At 61.6% G+C, this 17,834-nt stretch carries 16 protein-coding genes; 9 read left to right on the top strand and 7 right to left on the bottom strand.

Features of this window, described 5'->3' with window-relative positions:
- Positions 1 to 25: 25 nt before the first annotated feature.
- Positions 26 to 1,018 (top strand): serine O-acetyltransferase, encoded by a 993-nt coding sequence (locus BFP93_RS05265; RefSeq protein WP_065892333.1) that lies wholly within the window; start codon positions 26 to 28, stop codon positions 1,016 to 1,018.
- 2 nt (positions 1,019 to 1,020) lie between these two features.
- Positions 1,021 to 1,752 (top strand): alanyl-tRNA editing protein, encoded by a 732-nt coding sequence (locus tag BFP93_RS05260; protein WP_065892332.1) that lies wholly within the window; start codon positions 1,021 to 1,023, stop codon positions 1,750 to 1,752.
- Positions 1,753 to 1,860: 108 nt separating this feature from the next.
- Here BFP93_RS05260 and prpD read toward each other — a convergent pair whose 3' ends face one another.
- The 6 genes from prpD to BFP93_RS05230 all read right to left on the bottom strand — a co-directional run bounded on the left by prpD (position 1,861) and on the right by BFP93_RS05230 (position 10,306).
- Positions 1,861 to 3,345: a 2-methylcitrate dehydratase gene (gene prpD / locus BFP93_RS05255; protein ID WP_065892331.1), complete on the bottom strand. Its 1,485-nt coding sequence runs from the start codon at positions 3,343 to 3,345 to the stop codon at positions 1,861 to 1,863.
- A 197-nt stretch (positions 3,346 to 3,542) separates the two neighbouring features.
- Positions 3,543 to 4,733 (bottom strand): 2-methylaconitate cis-trans isomerase PrpF, encoded by a 1,191-nt coding sequence (prpF, locus tag BFP93_RS05250; RefSeq protein WP_065892330.1) that lies wholly within the window; start codon positions 4,731 to 4,733, stop codon positions 3,543 to 3,545.
- An 11-nt stretch (positions 4,734 to 4,744) separates the two neighbouring features.
- Positions 4,745 to 7,339 (bottom strand): Fe/S-dependent 2-methylisocitrate dehydratase AcnD, encoded by a 2,595-nt coding sequence (gene acnD / locus BFP93_RS05245; RefSeq protein WP_065892329.1) that lies wholly within the window; start codon positions 7,337 to 7,339, stop codon positions 4,745 to 4,747.
- A gap of 197 nt (positions 7,340 to 7,536) precedes the next feature.
- On the bottom strand, positions 7,537 to 8,664 hold the full coding sequence (prpC, locus tag BFP93_RS05240) for a bifunctional 2-methylcitrate synthase/citrate synthase (protein WP_065892328.1): 1,128 nt from the start codon (positions 8,662 to 8,664) through the stop codon (positions 7,537 to 7,539).
- 36 nt (positions 8,665 to 8,700) lie between these two features.
- Positions 8,701 to 9,594: a methylisocitrate lyase gene (prpB, locus tag BFP93_RS05235; protein ID WP_065892327.1), complete on the bottom strand. Its 894-nt coding sequence runs from the start codon at positions 9,592 to 9,594 to the stop codon at positions 8,701 to 8,703.
- Between the two features lie 13 nt (positions 9,595 to 9,607).
- Positions 9,608 to 10,306 carry a GntR family transcriptional regulator gene (locus BFP93_RS05230; protein ID WP_065892326.1) on the bottom strand — a complete coding sequence of 233 codons (699 nt, stop codon included), beginning with the start codon at positions 10,304 to 10,306 and terminating at the stop codon, positions 9,608 to 9,610.
- A gap of 265 nt (positions 10,307 to 10,571) precedes the next feature.
- On the opposite strand from BFP93_RS05230, the gene BFP93_RS05225 reads away from it, so the two are divergent.
- The 6 genes from BFP93_RS05225 (at position 10,572) to BFP93_RS05200 (ending at position 15,963) form a co-directional block, all read left to right on the top strand.
- On the top strand, positions 10,572 to 11,111 hold the full coding sequence (locus tag BFP93_RS05225) for a retropepsin-like aspartic peptidase RloA (RefSeq protein WP_065892325.1): 540 nt from the start codon (positions 10,572 to 10,574) through the stop codon (positions 11,109 to 11,111).
- 5 nt (positions 11,112 to 11,116) lie between these two features.
- Complete coding sequence (locus BFP93_RS05220) at positions 11,117 to 12,649, top strand: osmotic stress tolerance membrane protein RloB (RefSeq protein ID WP_065892324.1); 1,533 nt, start codon at positions 11,117 to 11,119, stop codon at positions 12,647 to 12,649.
- Complete coding sequence (locus BFP93_RS05215) at positions 12,649 to 13,635, top strand: alpha-L-glutamate ligase-like protein (RefSeq protein ID WP_065887830.1); 987 nt, start codon at positions 12,649 to 12,651, stop codon at positions 13,633 to 13,635. Before BFP93_RS05220 ends, BFP93_RS05215 begins: the two co-directional genes overlap by 1 nt.
- 100 nt (positions 13,636 to 13,735) lie before the next feature.
- On the top strand, positions 13,736 to 15,079 hold the full coding sequence (gene pabB / locus BFP93_RS05210; protein ID WP_065892323.1) for an aminodeoxychorismate synthase component I: 1,344 nt from the start codon (positions 13,736 to 13,738) through the stop codon (positions 15,077 to 15,079).
- 225 nt (positions 15,080 to 15,304) lie between these two features.
- Entirely contained in the window at positions 15,305 to 15,607 is a 303-nt protein-coding gene (locus BFP93_RS05205; protein WP_065887828.1) for a type II toxin-antitoxin system HigB family toxin, read from the top strand.
- Positions 15,607 to 15,963, top strand: a complete 357-nt coding sequence (locus tag BFP93_RS05200; protein ID WP_065892322.1) for a helix-turn-helix domain-containing protein — start codon at positions 15,607 to 15,609, stop codon at positions 15,961 to 15,963. Before BFP93_RS05205 ends, BFP93_RS05200 begins: the two co-directional genes overlap by 1 nt.
- Positions 15,964 to 16,031: 68 nt before the next feature.
- Here BFP93_RS05200 and thrH read toward each other — a convergent pair whose 3' ends face one another.
- Entirely contained in the window at positions 16,032 to 16,649 is a 618-nt protein-coding gene (gene thrH / locus BFP93_RS05195; RefSeq protein ID WP_065892321.1) for a bifunctional phosphoserine phosphatase/homoserine phosphotransferase ThrH, read from the bottom strand.
- Positions 16,650 to 16,799: 150 nt separating this feature from the next.
- Between thrH and BFP93_RS05190 the strand changes: the two genes are divergently transcribed.
- On the top strand, positions 16,800 to 17,534 hold the full coding sequence (locus BFP93_RS05190; RefSeq protein ID WP_065892320.1) for a phosphoadenylyl-sulfate reductase: 735 nt from the start codon (positions 16,800 to 16,802) through the stop codon (positions 17,532 to 17,534).
- Positions 17,535 to 17,834: the final 300 nt, after the last annotated feature.

Here is a 17,834-nt window from a genome sequence, read left to right as displayed (position 1 = left end):
CCAACCAGAATGCGGGGGTGCCTCCATGGGAGGCTTTATCGACATGCAACAGCTGCACGATGAGTTGCTCACCCACCTCATCCAGACCCTGACGCCCGGGCAGATGAAGCAGCTGGAACCGCACCTGGCGCCGCTGGTCCAGAACGCCGCCCAGGCGGTGGCCGAGGACCTGATCGCCTACGCCTATCGCGACCCGGCTTCGCGCGGACGCGGTGAGCTGATCCTGGAATCCTATGCCTCGTTCAAGGCGGTGTTGTTCTACCGGCTCGCGCACCTGGTGTGGCATTTTCCGGAGCCCGCCCACGGCGTATTCACCCGCATTGCGCTCAAGCTCAGCAACCAGGGCAAGATCCTGTCCGGGGCCGAGATTCACCCGGCTGCGCGCATCGGCCGACGCTTTGTGCTGGACCATGGCTACGGCACGGTCATCGGTGAAACCTGCGAGATCGGTCACGACTGCTACATCCTCTGCGGTGTGACCCTGGGCGCGCGCGGTATTGCCAACAACCCGGACGGCAAGCGTCATCCGCGCCTGGGCAACCATGTCGAGGTCGGCGCCGGGGCGAGGGTGCTGGGCTACGTGCAGATCGGTGACAACGTGTTTATCAGCCCGGCCTGCGTCATTACCCAGGACGTGCCGGCGGGCACCAAGGTCAAGGTGGTCAACCAGATCCAGTTGCAGAAAAACGATGAATCGGAGCACAGCAACTACCTCGGCGCGTTCGCGTTGGATGAGCGCCTGCACGTGGTCGGCGAGGTCGATGCGGGGCATAAGGTCACGGTGCTGGACGCCGACTTTCATCCCCTGCCGGGGCTGATGCTCGAACCCACGGTGAAGGAGCGTCATCACCTGCAATTTCGCCTGCATCGCCAGGGCGTCAGCGAACAACTGCCACGCCTGCCGCTGAACCTGAAAGTCTGCGGCCCGGCGTTCGAAATCACCCTGCTCTCTCCCCCTGGCTTGAGTGCGATGGTGCGTCACCTGTTGCAAGCCAGCCCACTGATCGTTGGAGGTTGAATATGTCCGTGCACACCATGGAAACCCTGGCGCTGTTCGACAGCGCGCCCTATCAAAACGCCTTCAGCGCCCGGGTGATTGCCGTCAGCGAGCACGGCGTCGCGCTGGAACACACGTTGTTCTACCCCACCGGCGGTGGGCAACCGGGTGACACCGGCCACTTCACCCTGGCCGACGGCACCCGCGTGCAGGTCACCGGCACGGTGCGTGATCCGGTACTGCGCTCGATCATCTGGCATCAGGTGGACCATTGCCCGGCGCAACTGATTGCCGGCGCCCAGGTAGACGCCGGCCTGGACTGGGAGCGCCGCTACCAGCACATGAAGATGCACACCTGCCTGCACTTGCTGTGTTCGATCATCGACGCGCCCGTCACCGGTTGCAGCATCAGCGCGGACAAGGGTCGCCTGGATTTCGACCTGCCGGAAATGACCCTGGACAAAGACAGCATCACCCGCGACCTCAACGCACTGATCGAGCAGGCGCACCCGGTGCAAACCCTGTCGATGGCCGCCACCGAGTACGCCACCCTGCTGCAGATCACCCGCACCCAGGCCGTTGCGCCGCCGGTCATCCAGGGCTCGGTTCGGGTGATTGAAATTGCAGGCATCGACATCCAGCCGTGTGGCGGCACCCACGTGCTCAATACCGAGGAAATCGGCCGGGTGTTCTGCGAGAAGATCGAAAAGAAGAGCAAGCACAACCGCAGGGTGATTTTGCGGTTTGAAGGCTGAAATGTGGGAGGGGGCTTGCCCCCGATGGCGGTGGGTCAGTCACCTGATGCACTGACTGACACTCAGCTATCGGGGGCAAGCCCCCTCCCACATTGACCGCGTTGTTTTCTAGATCATGAACAGGTCCATGAAACGGTTGACTGGGGTAGCCTCAAGCCGTGCCTGGTCCGTGCACAAGGCAAAAATCTCGGCGCTGCGCTGCGCAGGGAAGCGCGTCGCCAGATTGGCTTTGAACTTGGCTTCCAGCAGAGGAATCCCATCCTCCCGACGACGGCGATGGCCAATCGGATACTCCACCGCCACCTGCTCGGTGCAGGTGCCGTCGGTGAAGAACACCTGCACCGCGTTGGCGATGGAGCGCTTGTCAGCCTCCAGGTATTCGCGGCTGTAACGCGGGTCTTCAACGATGACCATTTTCCCGCGCAGCTCATCGATGATCGGATGGGCGGCATGGAAATGGTCTTCATACTGTTCGGCCACCAGGTCGCCGAAGGCCAGGGGCACGGCCGTCATGTATTGCAGGCAATGGTCACGGTCGGCGGCGTTGGCCAATGGGCCGACCTTGGAAATGATACGAATGGCCGACTCGTGGGTGGTGATCACGATACGTTCGACTTCATGCAGGCGCTGCTTGACCTGCGGATGCAGGATGACCGCCGCTTCGCAGGCAGTCTGCGCATGAAATTCAGCGGGAAAGCTGATCTTGAACAGCACGTTTTCCATCACATAGGTGCCGTAGGGCTGGGACAGGCTGAACCTGCGCTGTTCTTCCGGCTTGAGGGCCAGGTCCTTGTTGGTGTGGCTGAACAAAACGTCGTAGAAGCCCCACTGCGGCGCGCTCAGTACACCGGGTATGCCCATCTCGCCACGCATCGCGATATCCGCCAGACGCACCCCGCGACTCGATGCATCGCCCGCCGCCCAGGACTTGCGCGAACCGGCATTGGGCGCATGACGGTAAGTGCGCAACGCCTGCCCGTCGACAAACGCATGGGACAAGGCGGCGAGCAGTTGCTCGCGGTTGGCGCCCATCAGCTTGGCAGTGACTGCCGTCGAGGCGACTTTGACCAGCAGCACATGGTCGAGGCCGACGCGATTGAAGGCGTTTTCCAGGGCGATCACGCCCTGGATCTCGTGGGCCATGATCATCGCTTCCAGCACCGTGCGTACGCTCAGCGGCGCGTCGCCGTTGGCCACGCGTTGCTGCGACAGATGATCAGCCACCGCGAGGATGCCGCCCAGATTGTCCGAAGGGTGGCCCCACTCCGCCGCGAGCCAGGTGTCGTTGTAATCGAGCCAGCGCACGATGCAGCCGATGTCCCAGGCGGCCTTGACCGGGTCCAGCCGCAACGAAGTGCCCGGCACCCGTGCGCCGAACGGCACCACGGTGCCTTCGACGAGCGGCCCCAGGTGCTTGGTGCACTCGGGAAAGCGCAACGCCAGCAGGCCGCAGCCGAGGGTGTCCATCAGGCAGTTGCGTGCGGTGTCCAGGGCGGCTTGGGACTCGACTTGGTAGGTGAGGACATAGTCGGCAATGTCCTGCAGGACCTGGTCGTAGTCGGGACGGTTGTTCTGGTCGACGTTGGCGCTCATGGCAGTTCTCCAAATGGGTGGTTTATTCCTCAGGGTCATGGTTGATCATCAGGGCAGGTCTGGTTGCCTGCCTTGGAATAGATATCCACTGTGGGAGGGGGCTTGCCCCCGATGGGGTGGATCAATTGATGAATGTGTCGACTGACACACCGCAATCGGGGGCAAGCCCCCTCCCACATAAAGCTCAGTGCCGGGTTTTAGAAAGCGTCGCCGGGGACGCGCACGAAACCTTCCATCAACACCCGCGCACTGCGGCTCATGATGGCTTTCTTCACCACCCATTCACCGTTGACTTGCGTCGCCTCGGCACCGACGCGCAAGGTGCCCGAAGGATGGCCGAAGCGCACGGCGTTGCGCTCCACGCCACCTGCAGCCTGGTTGACCAGGGTGCCGGAAATCGCCGCCGCCGTGCCGATCGCCACCGCCGCCGTGCCCATCATGGCGTGGTGCAACTTGCCCATGGATAGGGCCCGCACCAGCAGGTCCACATCGCCGGCCTTGACGGCCTTGCCGCTGGAGGCCACGTAATCGGCAGGCTTGGCCACGAACGCAACCTTCGGCGTGTGCTGGCGCTGGGCCGCTTCGTCCAGGTGTTTGATCAGGCCCATGCGCAACGCGCCATAGGCACGCACGGTCTCGAACATCGCCAGGGCCTGCGGGTCGCCGTTGATTGCGCCTTGCAGCTCGGTGCCGGTGTAGCCCAGGTCTTGAGCATTGATGAAAATCGTCGGGATGCCGGCATTGATCAGGGTGGCCTTGAAGGTGCCGACACCCGGCACTTCCAGTTCGTCGATCAGGTTGCCGGTGGGGAACATCGAGCCGCCACCGCCCTCTTCTTCCGCCGCCGGGTCGATGAATTCCAGCTGCACTTCGGCGGCGGGAAAGGTCACGCCGTCGAGTTCGAAATCACCGGTTTCCTGCACCGCACCGTCGGTAATCGGCACGTGGGCAATGATGGTCTTGCCGATATTGGCCTGCCATATGCGCACCACGGCCACGCCGTTGTGGGGCACGCGGCCCGGGTCGACCAGGCCGGCGCTGATGGCGAACGAACCGACCGCCGCCGACAGGTTGCCGCAGTTGCCACTCCAGTCGACAAATGGCTTGTCGATGGAGACCTGGCCAAACAGGTAATCCACGTCGTGCCCGGCACGGGTGCTCCTGGACAGGATCACGCTTTTGCTGGTGCTGGAGGTGGCGCCGCCCATGCCGTCGATCTGCTTGTCATAGGGATCGGGGCTGCCGATCACCCGCAACAACAAGGCGTCACGGGCAGCCCCCGGCACCTGGGCCGATGGCGGCAGGTCTTCGAGGCTGAAGAAAACCCCCTTGCTGGTGCCGCCACGCATATAGGTGGCGGGGATCTTGATTTGCGCTGCGTATGCCATGGTTATCCTCTTCAGGCGGTGGCCGCCGATTCCAGGAAGTCCTGGGCAAAACGTTGCAACACGCCGCCCGCCTCGTAGATCGACACTTCTTCAGCGGTGTCCAGGCGGCAGGTCACCGGCACTTCGACACGCTCGCCATTTTTGCGGTTTATCACCAGGGTCAGTTGCGCACGCGGCGTGCGTTCGCCGAGCACGTCATAGGTTTCGCTGCCGTCGATCTTGAGTGTGTGGCGGTCGGTACCCGGCAGGAACTCCAGGGGCAATATGCCCATGCCGACCAGGTTGGTGCGGTGAATACGCTCGAAACCCTCGGCGGCGATCGCTTCCACCCCGGCCAGGCGTACGCCCTTGGCCGCCCAGTCGCGCGACGAGCCCTGGCCGTAGTCGGCACCGGCGATGATGATCAGCGGCTGCTTGCGTTCCATGTAGGTTTCGATGGCTTCCCACATCCGCGTGACCTTGCCTTCCGGCTCGATACGCGCCAGGGAGCCCTGCTTGACCTTGCCGTTTTCCTGCACCATTTCGTTGAACAGTTTCGGGTTCGCAAAGGTGGCACGTTGCGCGGTCAGGTGATCGCCCCGGTGCGTCGCGTAGGAGTTGAAGTCAACTTCCGGCAGGCCCATTTTCGCCAGGTACTCGCCGGCGGCGCTATCGAGCATGATCGCGTTGGACGGCGACAGGTGATCGGTGGTGATGTTGTCCGGCAACACCGCCAGCGGGCGCATGCCCTTGAGCGGACGCGCACCGGCCAATGCACCTTCCCAATACGGCGGGCGGCGAATATAGGTGCTTTGCGGGCGCCAGTCGTACAGCGGGGTGACTTTGGGACCGGTGTCTTCGTGAATGGCGAACATCGGGATGTACACCGCGCGAAACTGCTCCGGCTTGACCGACGCCTTGACCACTGCGTCGATCTCTTCGTCGCTTGGCCAGATGTCCTGCAGGCGGATTTCCTTGCCGTCGGCGTCGAGCCCGAGCACGTCTTTCTCGATATCGAACCGAATGGTGCCGGCAATCGCATAGGCCACGACCAACGGCGGCGAGGCCAGGAACGCCTGCTTGGCATACGGGTGAATGCGCCCGTCGAAGTTGCGGTTGCCCGACAGCACGGCAGTGGCGTACAGGTCGCGGTCGATGATCTCCTGCTGGATCAGCGGGTCGAGCGCGCCGGACATGCCGTTGCAGGTGGTGCAGGCAAAGGCCACCACGCCAAACCCGAGTTTTTCCAGCTCATGCCCCAGGCCTGCTTCCTCCAGGTACATGGCCACGGTTTTCGAGCCCGGCGCCAGGGACGACTTGACCCACGGCTTGCGCGTCAGCCCGAGCCTGTTGGCGTTGCGCGCCAGCAGGCCGGCGGCGATCACGTTGCGCGGGTTACTGGTGTTGGTGCAACTGGTGATGGCGGCGATGATCACGGCGCCGTCGGGCATTTGCCCTGGCACTTCGTCCCACTGCCCGCTGATGCCTTTTGACGCCAGGTCGCGGGTGGCGACACGGGCGTGCGGATTGCTCGGGCCGGCCATGTTGCGCACAACGCTGGACAGGTCGAATGTCAGGCCACGCTCGTAGTGCGCGCCCTTGAGATCGTCGGCCCACAGGCCGGTGTGGCGCGCATATTGTTCGACCAGGGCGACTTGTTCGTCTTCCCGGCCAGTGAGTTTCAGGTAGGCGATGGTCTGCTGGTCGATGTAGAACATGGCCGCAGTGGCGCCGTATTCGGGGGCCATGTTGGAAATCGTCGCACGGTCGCCCAGGGTCAATGCCGACGCCCCTTCCCCGAAGAACTCCAGCCAGGCGCCGACCACCTTCTGTTGGCGCAGGAACTCGGTCAGCGCCAGCACCATATCGGTGGCGGTGATACCCGGCTGCAGCTTGCCGGTCAGCTCCACGCCGACGCTTTCGGGCAGGCGCATCCACGACGCACGCCCAAGCATCACGCTTTCGGCCTCAAGGCCGCCGACGCCGATGGCGATCACGCCCAGGGCATCCACATGCGGGGTGTGGCTGTCGGTGCCGACGCACGTGTCGGGGAACGCCACACCGTCACGTACCTGAATCACCGGGGACATTTTCTCCAGGTTGATCTGGTGCATGATGCCGTTGCCGGGCGGGATCACGTCGACGTTCTTGAAGGCCTTCTTGGTCCACTCGATAAAGTGAAAGCGATCTTCGTTGCGGCGGTCTTCGATGGCGCGGTTTTTTTCGAACGCCTGGGGGTCGGCACCACCGGCTTCGACGGCCAGGGAGTGGTCGACGATCAACTGGGTAGGCACCACCGGGTTGACCTGCGCCGGATCGCCGCCTTGCAGGGCAATGGCGTCGCGCAGGCCGGCCAGGTCCACCAGCGCGGTCTGGCCGAGGATGTCATGGCAGACCACGCGGGCCGGGAACCAGGGGAAATCGAGGTCACGTCGGCGTTCGATCAGTTGGCTCAGGGACGCGTTGAGGGTGGCCGGGTCGCAGCGGCGCACCAGGTTTTCCGCGAGTACCCGTGAGGTATACGGCAAGGTGGCGTAGGCGCCGGGGCTGATTGCCTCGACAGCCGCACGGGCGTCGAAGAAATCCAGGCGGCTGCCGGGGAGCGGTTTGCGAAATTCAGTGTTCATCGTCAGGACTCGGTCACGGTGATAACAAAAAGGACCCACTGATCCAGCGTTGAAATGCCATTTAAATGTGGGAGGGGGCTTGCCCCCGATGGCGGTGTATCAGTCGACACATGTGCTGCATGACACACGGCTATCGGGGGCAAGCCCCCTCCCACACGTTGATCGCATTCCAGTCCCGGGTCCGCGGGCCCTCTCATTCAGCGACGTTCGATTGGCACGAACTTGCGCTGCTCAACGCCGATGTACTCGGCGCTTGGACGGATGATGCGGTTATTGGCGCGCTGCTCGAACACATGCGCCGCCCAGCCGGTGAGCCGCGAGCAGACGAAAATCGGCGTGAACAGCTTGGTGGGGATGCCCATGAAGTGGTACGCCGAGGCATGGTAGAAATCGGCATTGGGGAACAGTTTCTTCTGCTCCCACATGGTCTTGTCGATGGCTTCGGACACCGGGAACAACACCGTGTCGCCCACCTCGTCAGCGAGTTTTTTCGACCAGCCCTTGATCACTTCGTTACGCGGGTCGCTGTCCTTGTAGATCGCGTGGCCAAAACCCATGATCTTGTCCTTGCGCGCCAGCATGCCGAGGGTGCCTTCGACGGCTTCTTCGGCCGAACCGAAACGCTCGATCATCTCCATCGCCGCTTCGTTGGCACCGCCGTGCAGCGGGCCGCGCAGGGAACCGATGGCCGCGGTGACGCAGGAATACAGGTCGGACAGGGTCGACGCACAGACCCGGGCGGTGAAGGTCGAGGCGTTGAATTCGTGTTCGGCGTAGAGGATCAGCGACACGTTCATCACTTTGACATGCAGGTCGCTCGGCTTCTTGCCGTGCAGCAGGTGCAGGAAGTGCCCGCCAATGCTCGGCTCGTCGGTGACGCAGTCGATGCGTTTGCCGTCGTGGCTGAAGCGGTACCAGTAGCACATGATCGCCGGGAACGCGGCGAGCAGGCGGTCGGTGACGTCATGCTGCACGCTGAAGTCTTTTTCCGGCTCGATATTGCCCAGGAACGAACAACCGGTGCGCATCACGTCCATCGGGTGGGCGTCGGCGGGGATGCGCTCGAGCACTTCCTTCAACGCTTGCGGCAAGTCGCGCAGCTTGCCCAGCCTGGCGCTGTAGGCCGCCAGTTCGGCCTGGGTCGGCAGTTCGCCGTACAGCAGCAGGTAGGCGACTTCTTCAAATTGCGCATCGGCGGCCAGTTCACGCACGTCATAGCCGCGATAGGTCAAGCCGGCACCGGCCTGGCCCACGGTCGACAATGCGGTCTGCCCGGCCACCTGGCCACGCAGGCCGGCGCCACTCAATACTTTTGCTTCAGCCATGGTTCTTCTCCCATTTTATAGTTGTTCAGAGAGCCGTTACTTTTTCGCGGCAAACAGCGCGTCGAGCTTCTGCTCGAAGGTGTGGTAGTCGATACGATCGTAAAGCTCCATGCGGGTTTGCATGGTGTCGATCACATTCTGCTGCGTACCGTCGCGGCGGATCGCGGTGTAGACATTCTCGGCCGCCTTGTTCATGGCGCGGAACGCCGAGAGCGGGTACAGCACGATGGAAACATCGGCAGATTTCAACTGTTCGGTGGTGAACAGCGGGGTCGCGCCGAATTCGGTGATGTTGGCCAGGATCGGTGCCTTGACCCGCGAGGCGAACAGCTTGTACATCTCAAGTTCGGTGATGGCTTCCGGGAACACCATGTCGGCGCCGGCCTCGATGCAGGCGGCGGCGCGCTCCAGGGCGGACTCCAGACCTTCAACGGCCAGGGCGTCGGTGCGGGCCATGATCACGAAGCTGTCATCGGTGCGCGCGTCCACGGCGGCCTTGATGCGGTCGACCATTTCCTGCTGGGAGACGATTTCTTTATTAGGGCGATGGCCGCAGCGCTTGGCGCCGACCTGGTCTTCGATGTGGATGGCGGCGGCGCCGAACTTGATCATCGACTTGACGGTGCGCGCCACATTGAACGCCGAGGAACCGAAACCGGTGTCCACGTCCACCAGCAGCGGCAGGTCGCACACATCGGTGATACGGCGTACATCGGTCAGCACGTCATCCAGGCCGGTGATGCCCAGGTCCGGAACGCCCAGGGAGCCGGCGGCCACGCCGCCGCCTGACAGATAGATCGCCTTGAAGCCGGCGCGCTTGGCCAGCAAGGCGTGGTTGGCATTGATTGCGCCAACCACCTGCAGCGGCTGTTCACTAGAGACCGCGTCACGGAAACGCTGGCCTGGGGTGCTCTTGTTCGTGGAACTCATGACTCACCTCTATTTATTGGGGAGCGCCGTCCGGAAAGTGACGGGCGATGTTGCGTTTGGAAGCACCGATATGCCGGCGCATCAACAGTTCGGCCAGTTCACCGTCGCGATCGGCAATCGCGTCAAGAATGCGGTGATGCTCGGCAAAGGCCTGGCGGGGACGGTTGGGGGTGGCGGAAAACTGGATGCGGTACATGCGCACCAATTGGTACAGCTCACCGCAGAGCATCTGGGTCAGGGTGCGGTTACCGGCACCTTGAATGATCCGGTAATGAAAATCGAAGTCACCTTCCTGCTGGTAGTAGCCGACACCGGCCTGGAACGCGGCGTCCCGTTCATGGGTGTGCAATACCTGGCGCAGTTCTTCGATTTCCGCGTCGGTCATGCGCTCGGCCGCCAGCCGGCAAGCCATGCCTTCCAATGACTCGCGGATTTCATACAGCTCGATCAGCTCGGCGTGACTCAATGACACCACCCGCGCGCCGACATGGGGCACCCGTACCAGCAGGCGCTGGCCTTCCAGACGGTGAATCGCCTCGCGCAACGGGCCACGGCTGATGCCGTAGGTACGCGCCAGCTCCGGTTCGGAAATCTTCGTGCCGGGGGCGATCTCGCCCTTGACGATGGCGGCCTGGATGCGCCGGAAGACGTTTTCCGACATAGTTTGGGATTCATCCGACAGCGCCGACGGAAATTCCGAGTGATCCAGCATATTGTCGACACCTTTAAAAGCAATGCGGCAAAAACTAGCTAATACTCACTGCTTAGTCAAAGAATAAATCAACATTGTCGACAATCGTCTAATAACCTTATTGGCCGTTGATGAGCATGGCCGCCTGCCAGCGCTGGCGCCAAAAAAGCATCATGTTAGAATGCCCGCCGCTTTTGCCTGACATCTCAAGATGAAATGGCGCACGAGGGAGCTTGCGCAGTAATGCCAGTCGCCTTGAATTTCGCACTGCATCGCCTCAGGAACTATGAGACTCAAGCCCTTCCCCCTATTGTTGTTATGCCTATTGTCCATACCGAGCCTTGGCGTTGCCGCCGAGAAGACGGTGTATGGCCTGAACGAATACGCCAAGCTGGCGGGCATCGACCTGGAAGTCGCGGCCAAACTCGACACCGGCGCCAAGACCGCCTCGCTGAGTGCGCGCGATATCAAACGCTTCAAGCGCAACGGCGAATCCTGGGTACGCTTCTACCTGGCCATCGATACCGCCCACTCCCACCCCATCGAACGCCCCCTGGCCCGCGTCAGCAAAATCAAGCGCCGCGCCGATGACTACGACCCCGATGAGGACAAGCAGTACACCGCTCGTCCGGTGATTGCCCTGGATATCTGCATGGGCAGCGCTTTACGCAGTATCGAAGTGAACTTGACCGACCGCAGCACCTTCCAATATCCGCTGCTGATCGGCTCCGAAGCGCTCAAGCGCTTTGATGCGCTGATCGACCCCAGCCTTAAATATGCAGCAGGCAAACCTGCCTGCGCCGCCGACGCTCATACCGCCGAGTAAACCGAATGCGCTCTCTGACCCTGCACCTGAAAATCCTGATCACCATTCTGGTGGTGCTGGGTATTTCGGTCACCGCCTACCAGATCTTCGTGCTGGGCATCCCTGTCACCGAGGACGCCACCGACGACTTGTGGAACATCGACGCCAAGGTCGAGTTCGTCGCCAACCCCAAGGACCCGGTGAAGATTTCGATGTTCGTGCCGCCGTTGAGCCGCGACTTCGTCAGCCTCAATGAGAGTTTCATCTCGAACAACTACGGGGTGAGCGTCAACCGCGCCGACGGCAACCGCAAGGTCACCTGGTCGGCGCGCCGCGCCAAGGGTAACCAGACGCTGTATTACCGCCTGGTGCTGACCAAGCGCTACAGCGGTGAAAAGGTCAAGATCAAGGGCCCGACCTTTCGCGACAGCATCGCCGTGGAAGGCCCGGAAAAAATCGCCGCCGAAGCCTTGCTCGCGCCGATTCGCCAGCACTCGGCAGACGTCGAAACCTTTATCACCGAAGCCATCAAGCGCACCAACAACCTCAACGACGACAATGTAAAACTGCTGCTGGCGGGCGACCCGTCGACGCCGCACAAGGCCAAGATCGTCGAATTGCTGTTGTCCATCGCCCACGTCCCGGTGGAAAAAGTCCACACCATCCGCCTCGTCGCCGACCAGCCGCAATCGCCTGAACTGTGGCTGCGCAGCTTCAACGGCAACGACTGGCTGTACTTCAACCCGGAAACCGGTGAGCAAGGCCTGCCCGCCGACCGCCTGCTGTGGTGGACCGGCGATGAAAACCTGATCACGGTCGATGGCGGCAAGAAAGCCATGGTCACCTTCAGCCTGAACAACAGCGAGATGAATGCCATTCGCCTGGCCAAGCTGACCGACGAAAACACCGACGCCAACTTTCTCGAATACTCGCTGTACGGCCTGCCGCTGCAAACCCAGCAGACGTTCATGATCATGGTGATGATCCCGATTGGCGTGCTGGTGATCCTGATCCTGCGCAACCTGATCGGCCTGCAGACCCTGGGCACCTTCACCCCGGTGCTGATTGCCCTGGCGTTTCGCGAGACGCAACTGGGCTTCGGCATTGTGCTGTTCACCATGATTACCGCACTGGGGCTGTCGCTCAGGTCCTACCTGGAACACCTCAAGCTGCAAATGCTGCCGCGCCTGTCGGTGGTGCTGACCTTCGTGGTGGTACTGATTGCCGCCATCAGCCTGTTCAGCCACAAGCTGGGCCTGGAGCGAGGCCTGTCGGTGGCGCTGTTCCCGATGGTGATCCTGACCATGACCATCGAACGCCTGTCGATCACCTGGGAAGAGCGCGGCGCCAACCATGCGCTGAAAGTCGCGATCGGCACGCTGTTCGCAGCCTCCCTGGCGCACATCATCATGAGCGTGCCGGAGCTGGTCTACTTCGTGTTCACCTTCCCGGCGATCCTGCTGATCCTGGTAGGTTTCATGCTGGCCATGGGGCGTTATCGCGGTTATCGCCTGACCGAACTGGTACGTTTCAAGGCGTTCTTGAAGGCTGACTCGTAATGTTCGGCTTCTGGAAGACCTGGAAAGCCCTGGAGGCGCGCGGGATCATGGGCATCAACCGGCGTAACGCCGACTACGTGCTCAAGTACAACAAGCGCAGCCTGTACCCGATCGTGGATGACAAGATCATCACCAAGGAGCGGGCCATGGCGGCCGGCATCCATGTGCCGCAAATGTACGGGGTGATCTCCACCGAGAAGGAAATCGACAAGCTCGACGACATTATCGGCGGGCGCAGCGACTTCGTGATCAAGCCCGCCCAGGGTGCCGGCGGCGACGGCATCCTGGTGGTGGCGGACCGTTTTGAAGGGCGCTATCGCACGGTGTCCGGCAAGATCATCAGCCATGAAGAAATCGAGCATCAGATTTCCAGCATCCTGACCGGCCTGTACTCCCTGGGCGGCCACCGCGACCGCGCCTTGATCGAATACCGCGTGGTGCCCGACCAGATCTTCAAGAGCATCAGCTACGAAGGCGTGCCGGATATCCGCATCATTGTGCTGATGGGGTATCCGGTGATGGCGATGCTGCGCTTGCCGACCCGTCAGTCCGGTGGCAAGGCCAACCTGCACCAGGGCGCGATTGGCGTGGGCGTTGACCTGGCCACCGGCCTGACCCTGCGTGGCACTTGGCTGAACACCATCATCACCAAGCACCCCGATACCACCAATGCGGTGGATGGCGTGCAACTGCCCAACTGGGACGGCTTCATGAAGTTGGCGGCCGGCTGTTACGAGCTGTGCGGCCTGGGCTATATCGGCGTGGACATGGTGCTCGACCAGGAAAAGGGCCCGCTGATCCTGGAGCTGAACGCGCGGCCGGGGCTGAATATCCAGATTGCCAACGACTGCGGCCTGACCCTGCGCACCCATGCGGTGGAGGCGCGGCTGGAAGAACTGAAAGCCGCCGGCGTGACCGAAACCGTGGAAGAGCGGGTGAAGTTCGTACAGGAAATGTTCGGGCATATTCCGCCGGTGGAAGGCTGATCCGGTCTTCAAACTGTCTATCCCCGACATCCCCTCTAGGAGCAAATCCTACAGGGGACTACAATCCCCTCCCCCGCGCCACTGGCTGATCCACCCCCGCATGTCGACCTGTTCCGTACATCCGCTGCCCTATCGGGCCAACCCCGCCGAGTACTTTACGGCGATTCGTCATGCCCCTGGCGCGGTGCTGCTCGACAGCGGCCGGCCGGCTGCCGAGCGTGGCCGTTACGACCTGCTCAGCGCCTGGCCGGAGGCGACCTTCGCGGTTGAGCCTGAGGAGCGCGGCGACAATTTCCTGCAACGCCTGCGCGATAGCCTGACGAACTTGGGCGAAGCGACGCTGCCCGCCGGTACAGAGCTGCCCTTTGCCGGTGGTTTGATCGGCTACCTGAGTTATGACTTCGGCCGCCACCTGGAACACATGCCGCACTTGGCGGTAGACGATTTGCACCTGCCGGACGCGCGCCTGGGCCTGTATGCCTGGGCGCTGATCAGTGATCACCAGGCGCAGACCAGCCAACTGGTGTTTCACCCCACACTGGCCGACCGTGAGCGGCAGCGCCTGATTGCCTTGTTCAGTCGGCCATTCACTGCGCCAACGGCCAGCTTCACGCTGCAAGGCCCCATGGCGCCGGACCTCACGGCCGAGGCGTACCGCCAGGCCATCGTGCGCATCCAGGACTACATCCAGGCCGGTGACTGCTATCAGGTCAACTTTGCCCAGCGTTTTCGCGCGCCGTGCGCCGGTGATCCCTGGGTGGCTTACTGCGCATTGCGCCAAGCGTGCCCGACGCCGTTCTCCGGATTTCAGAGCCTGCCGGATCACGGTGCGGTATTGAGCCTGTCGCCCGAGCGTTTCGTGCGGGTCAGCGAGCGCCATGTCGAAACCCGCCCGATCAAGGGCACCCGCCCCCGTGGCCTGACACCCCAGGAAGACGCCGCGCACGCCGACGAACTGTTGGCCAGCCCCAAGGACCGCGCGGAAAACCTGATGATCGTCGACCTGCTGCGCAACGACCTCGGCCGCAGTTGCCGAATCGGCTCGGTAAACGTACCGGAACTGTTCAGCCTGGAAAGCTACCCCAACGTGCACCACCTGGTGAGCAGCGTCACCGGCACGCTGGCCGACGACAAGGATGCCCTCGACCTCATCGAAGGCAGCTTCCCCGGCGGCTCCATCACCGGCGCGCCGAAGATCCGCGCCATGCAGATCATCGACGAACTGGAGCCGACCCGACGTGGCTTGTACTGCGGTTCACTGATGTACCTGGACGTGCGCGGCGAAATGGACAGCTCCATTGCCATCCGCAGCCTGCTGGTCAAGGACGGGCAGGTGTGCTGCTGGGGCGGCGGCGGGATCGTGGCGGACTCCCAGTGGGAGGCGGAATATCAGGAGTCGCTGACGAAGGTACGGGTGTTGTTACACACCCTGGAAGCGCTCTAGAACCAGGCCATTCCTGCCGCGCAAGGCAGCGACTTCGCCACGAAAAACCCCGAATCAGAACGGTTGTGGACCGACGGTGAGCTGCGCGATAGCTTCCGTCTTCCACCGCCCACCGGCCGTCTGTGAAGGATCACATATGCGACTGCTCAATCGTCAGGATTTGTTTCAGGAATTGCATCCTCTCCCGCTCCACTCTACTATCTCCCAAAACGGGAGGTCAGAACGATGCGCATAATCGCTCTCTCCACCCTACGAATATTCTGGGAGAGTCGCCCGGCTTTTGCCGACGCGAAAACGCCCTTGGTCGAGCTGTATCGCCATATGGAAAAAGCCACTTATCCGACACCACAGGCCCTCAAGGCAGAGCTCAGGACTGCGAGCATTCTCAAAGGCGCCAGGGTTGTGTTCAACGTGGGTGGCAACAAGTATCGGGTGATCATGTCGATCGATTATGAGCGACAACTTGGGTTTATCCGCTTCGTCGGCACCCACGCGCAGTACGACTCAATCAACGCGGAGACCGTGTGATGAACATCAAACCTATTCACTCTCAGGAAGACCTGGCCGCTGCGCTCGCGCGCGTCGAGCAGATTTGGGGAGCGGCCATCGGCAGCCCCGAAGGTGACGAACTCGAAATTCTCGCTGTTCTCATCGAGAAATACGAGGCGGAACATTTTCCAATGCCGCCTTCGGACCCAGTGGAAGCGATCAAATTCCGCATGGAACAAATGGGCTTGACCGCCCGCGATCTTGAACCCTTTATCGGCCCCAGCGGGCGAGTTTCAGAAGTTCTGAACGGCAAGCGCAAACTGAGCCTGGCGATGATCAAACGCCTGCATGAAGGATTGTGTATTCCTTACGAACGATTGCTGGCAGGCATTTAGGCGCAGGCTGGGAGGCCCATGTGGGAGGGGGCTTGCTCCCGATGAGGCCATCAGCCGCGCCGGATAACTTACAGGCTCAACGGCCGATTCGACGCCTTGATAAACTCCCGCTTCAAATCCTCAAATGTGTGCACGGCCGGAAACTGCGGGAATTCACGAATCACATTGTCTGGCGCATGGAACAGAATTCCGCGATCAGCCTCACTCAGCATTGTGGTGTCGTTGTAGGAATCGCCGGCAGCAATCACGCGGTAATACAGCGTCTTGAACGCCAGCACCGACTGGCGCTTGGGGTCTTTCTGGCGCAGTTGGTAACCGACCACCCGGTCGCTTTCATCGGTAATCAGGCGGTGGCAAAGCAAGGTCGGAAAGCCCAGCTGGCGCATCAGCGGCTGGGAGAACTCGTAGAAGGTGTCGGAGAGAATCACCACTTGAAAGCGTTCGCGCAGCCAGTTGACGAACTCGATGGCGCCGTCCAGTGGCTTGAGTGTCGCGATCACTTGCTGGATATCGGCAAGCTTGAGCCCATGCTCGTCGAGGATACGCAGGCGCTGCTGCATCAACACGTCGTAGTCGGGAATGTCACGGGTGGTGGCGCGCAGAGATTCAATACCGGTTTTTTCGGCGAAGGCGATCCAGATTTCCGGAACCAGCACCCCTTCCAGGTCGAGACAGGCAATTTCCACAAGACACTCCGTTCGTATTATTCAAGTTGAGCGAGCAAAAGGACTGCCGAACTCTAGCGATTCAAGCACGGCGCCGCAACGCAGGGCGGATTTTGATACCATCGCCGCCTATAGAGCGCTCAGCGCCACTGACCTGTAGGAACCGTCCTGATGAACCAAGCCTTCGACGTCGTTGAACTCGCCACGACCTATGCCAACAAGTCCGCCCAGGACATTCTCAAGCTGGCGTTCAGCCAGTTCGGTGACGACCTGTGGATTTCCTTCAGCGGCGCCGAAGATGTGGTGCTGGTGGACATGGCCTGGAAACTGAACAAGAACGTCAAGGTGTTCAGCCTCGACACCGGCCGGCTGCACCCGGAAACCTATCGGTTTATCGAACAGGTGCGTGACTTCTACAAGATCGACATCGAACTGATCTCGCCGGACCAGAGCAAGCTGGAACCCTTCGTCAAGGAGAAAGGCCTGTTCAGCTTCTATAGGGACGGTCATGGCGAGTGCTGCGGCATCCGCAAGATCGAACCGTTGCGCCGCAAACTCGCAGGTGTACGCGCCTGGGCCACAGGGCAGCGCCGCGATCAGAGCCCGGGCACCCGCAGTCAGGTGGCCGCGCTGGAAATCGATACGGCGTTCTCTACCCCGGAACGTACCCTGTACAAGTTCAACCCGCTGGCGCAGATGACCAGTGAGGAAATCTGGGGTTACATCCGCATGCTTGAGCTGCCCTATAACAGCCTGCATGAACGCGGCTTTATCAGCATTGGTTGCGAGCCCTGCACCCGCCCGGTATTGCCCAATCAGCACGAGCGTGAAGGCCGCTGGTGGTGGGAAGAAGCTACGCAGAAGGAATGCGGGCTGCATGCGGGGAATATCGTCAGCAAGGCTTGAAGTTGATGCGGTAAAACCTGTGGGAGGGGGCTTGTGTGGGAGGGGGCTTGCCCCCGATGAGCATAGGTATCTACACAATTTTGGTGCGACACCGCACCTGTAGCGAGGGAGCTAACGCGTATCTACCTGACGCTCCGAGGTCCAAATGTGGGAGGGGGCTTGCCCCCGATGGCGGCCTCTGGGCCTACCGGGATGTTGGATCAGATCGAGTACATATCCGTTTCTGCGGTAACGGCTACTTAGGGTTCCGCCCTGACGGCGGGTCACTTTGGAAAAGCCCCAAAGTAACCAAAGGGCTCT

It is taken from the genome of Pseudomonas sp. 44 R 15 (genome assembly GCF_900004965.1).
Lineage (GTDB): Bacteria > Pseudomonadota > Gammaproteobacteria > Pseudomonadales > Pseudomonadaceae > Aquipseudomonas > Aquipseudomonas orientalis_A.
Note: the sequence above shows the minus strand (reverse complement) of the source record. Positions and strands in the feature narration are given on the sequence as shown.

What these genes read in the sequence shown, in the direction of transcription:
- BFP93_RS05265 (WP_065892333.1), top strand. Translation starts at nt 26, where the DNA reads ATGGGAGGCTTTATCGACATGCAACAGCTGCACGATGAGTTGCTCACC.
- BFP93_RS05260 (WP_065892332.1), top strand. Translation starts at nt 1,021, where the DNA reads ATGTCCGTGCACACCATGGAAACCCTGGCGCTGTTCGACAGCGCGCCC.
- prpD (WP_065892331.1), bottom strand. Translation starts at nt 3,345, where the DNA reads ATGAGCGCCAACGTCGACCAGAACAACCGTCCCGACTACGACCAGGTC.
- prpF (WP_065892330.1), bottom strand. Translation starts at nt 4,733, where the DNA reads ATGGCATACGCAGCGCAAATCAAGATCCCCGCCACCTATATGCGTGGC.
- acnD (WP_065892329.1), bottom strand. Translation starts at nt 7,339, where the DNA reads ATGAACACTGAATTTCGCAAACCGCTCCCCGGCAGCCGCCTGGATTTC.
- prpC (WP_065892328.1), bottom strand. Translation starts at nt 8,664, where the DNA reads ATGGCTGAAGCAAAAGTATTGAGTGGCGCCGGCCTGCGTGGCCAGGTG.
- prpB (WP_065892327.1), bottom strand. Translation starts at nt 9,594, where the DNA reads ATGAGTTCCACGAACAAGAGCACCCCAGGCCAGCGTTTCCGTGACGCG.
- BFP93_RS05230 (WP_065892326.1), bottom strand. Translation starts at nt 10,306, where the DNA reads ATGCTGGATCACTCGGAATTTCCGTCGGCGCTGTCGGATGAATCCCAA.
- BFP93_RS05225 (WP_065892325.1), top strand. Translation starts at nt 10,572, where the DNA reads ATGAGACTCAAGCCCTTCCCCCTATTGTTGTTATGCCTATTGTCCATA.
- BFP93_RS05220 (WP_065892324.1), top strand. Translation starts at nt 11,117, where the DNA reads ATGCGCTCTCTGACCCTGCACCTGAAAATCCTGATCACCATTCTGGTG.
- BFP93_RS05215 (WP_065887830.1), top strand. Translation starts at nt 12,649, where the DNA reads ATGTTCGGCTTCTGGAAGACCTGGAAAGCCCTGGAGGCGCGCGGGATC.
- pabB (WP_065892323.1), top strand. Translation starts at nt 13,736, where the DNA reads ATGTCGACCTGTTCCGTACATCCGCTGCCCTATCGGGCCAACCCCGCC.
- BFP93_RS05205 (WP_065887828.1), top strand. Translation starts at nt 15,305, where the DNA reads ATGCGCATAATCGCTCTCTCCACCCTACGAATATTCTGGGAGAGTCGC.
- BFP93_RS05200 (WP_065892322.1), top strand. Translation starts at nt 15,607, where the DNA reads ATGAACATCAAACCTATTCACTCTCAGGAAGACCTGGCCGCTGCGCTC.
- BFP93_RS05190 (WP_065892320.1), top strand. Translation starts at nt 16,800, where the DNA reads ATGAACCAAGCCTTCGACGTCGTTGAACTCGCCACGACCTATGCCAAC.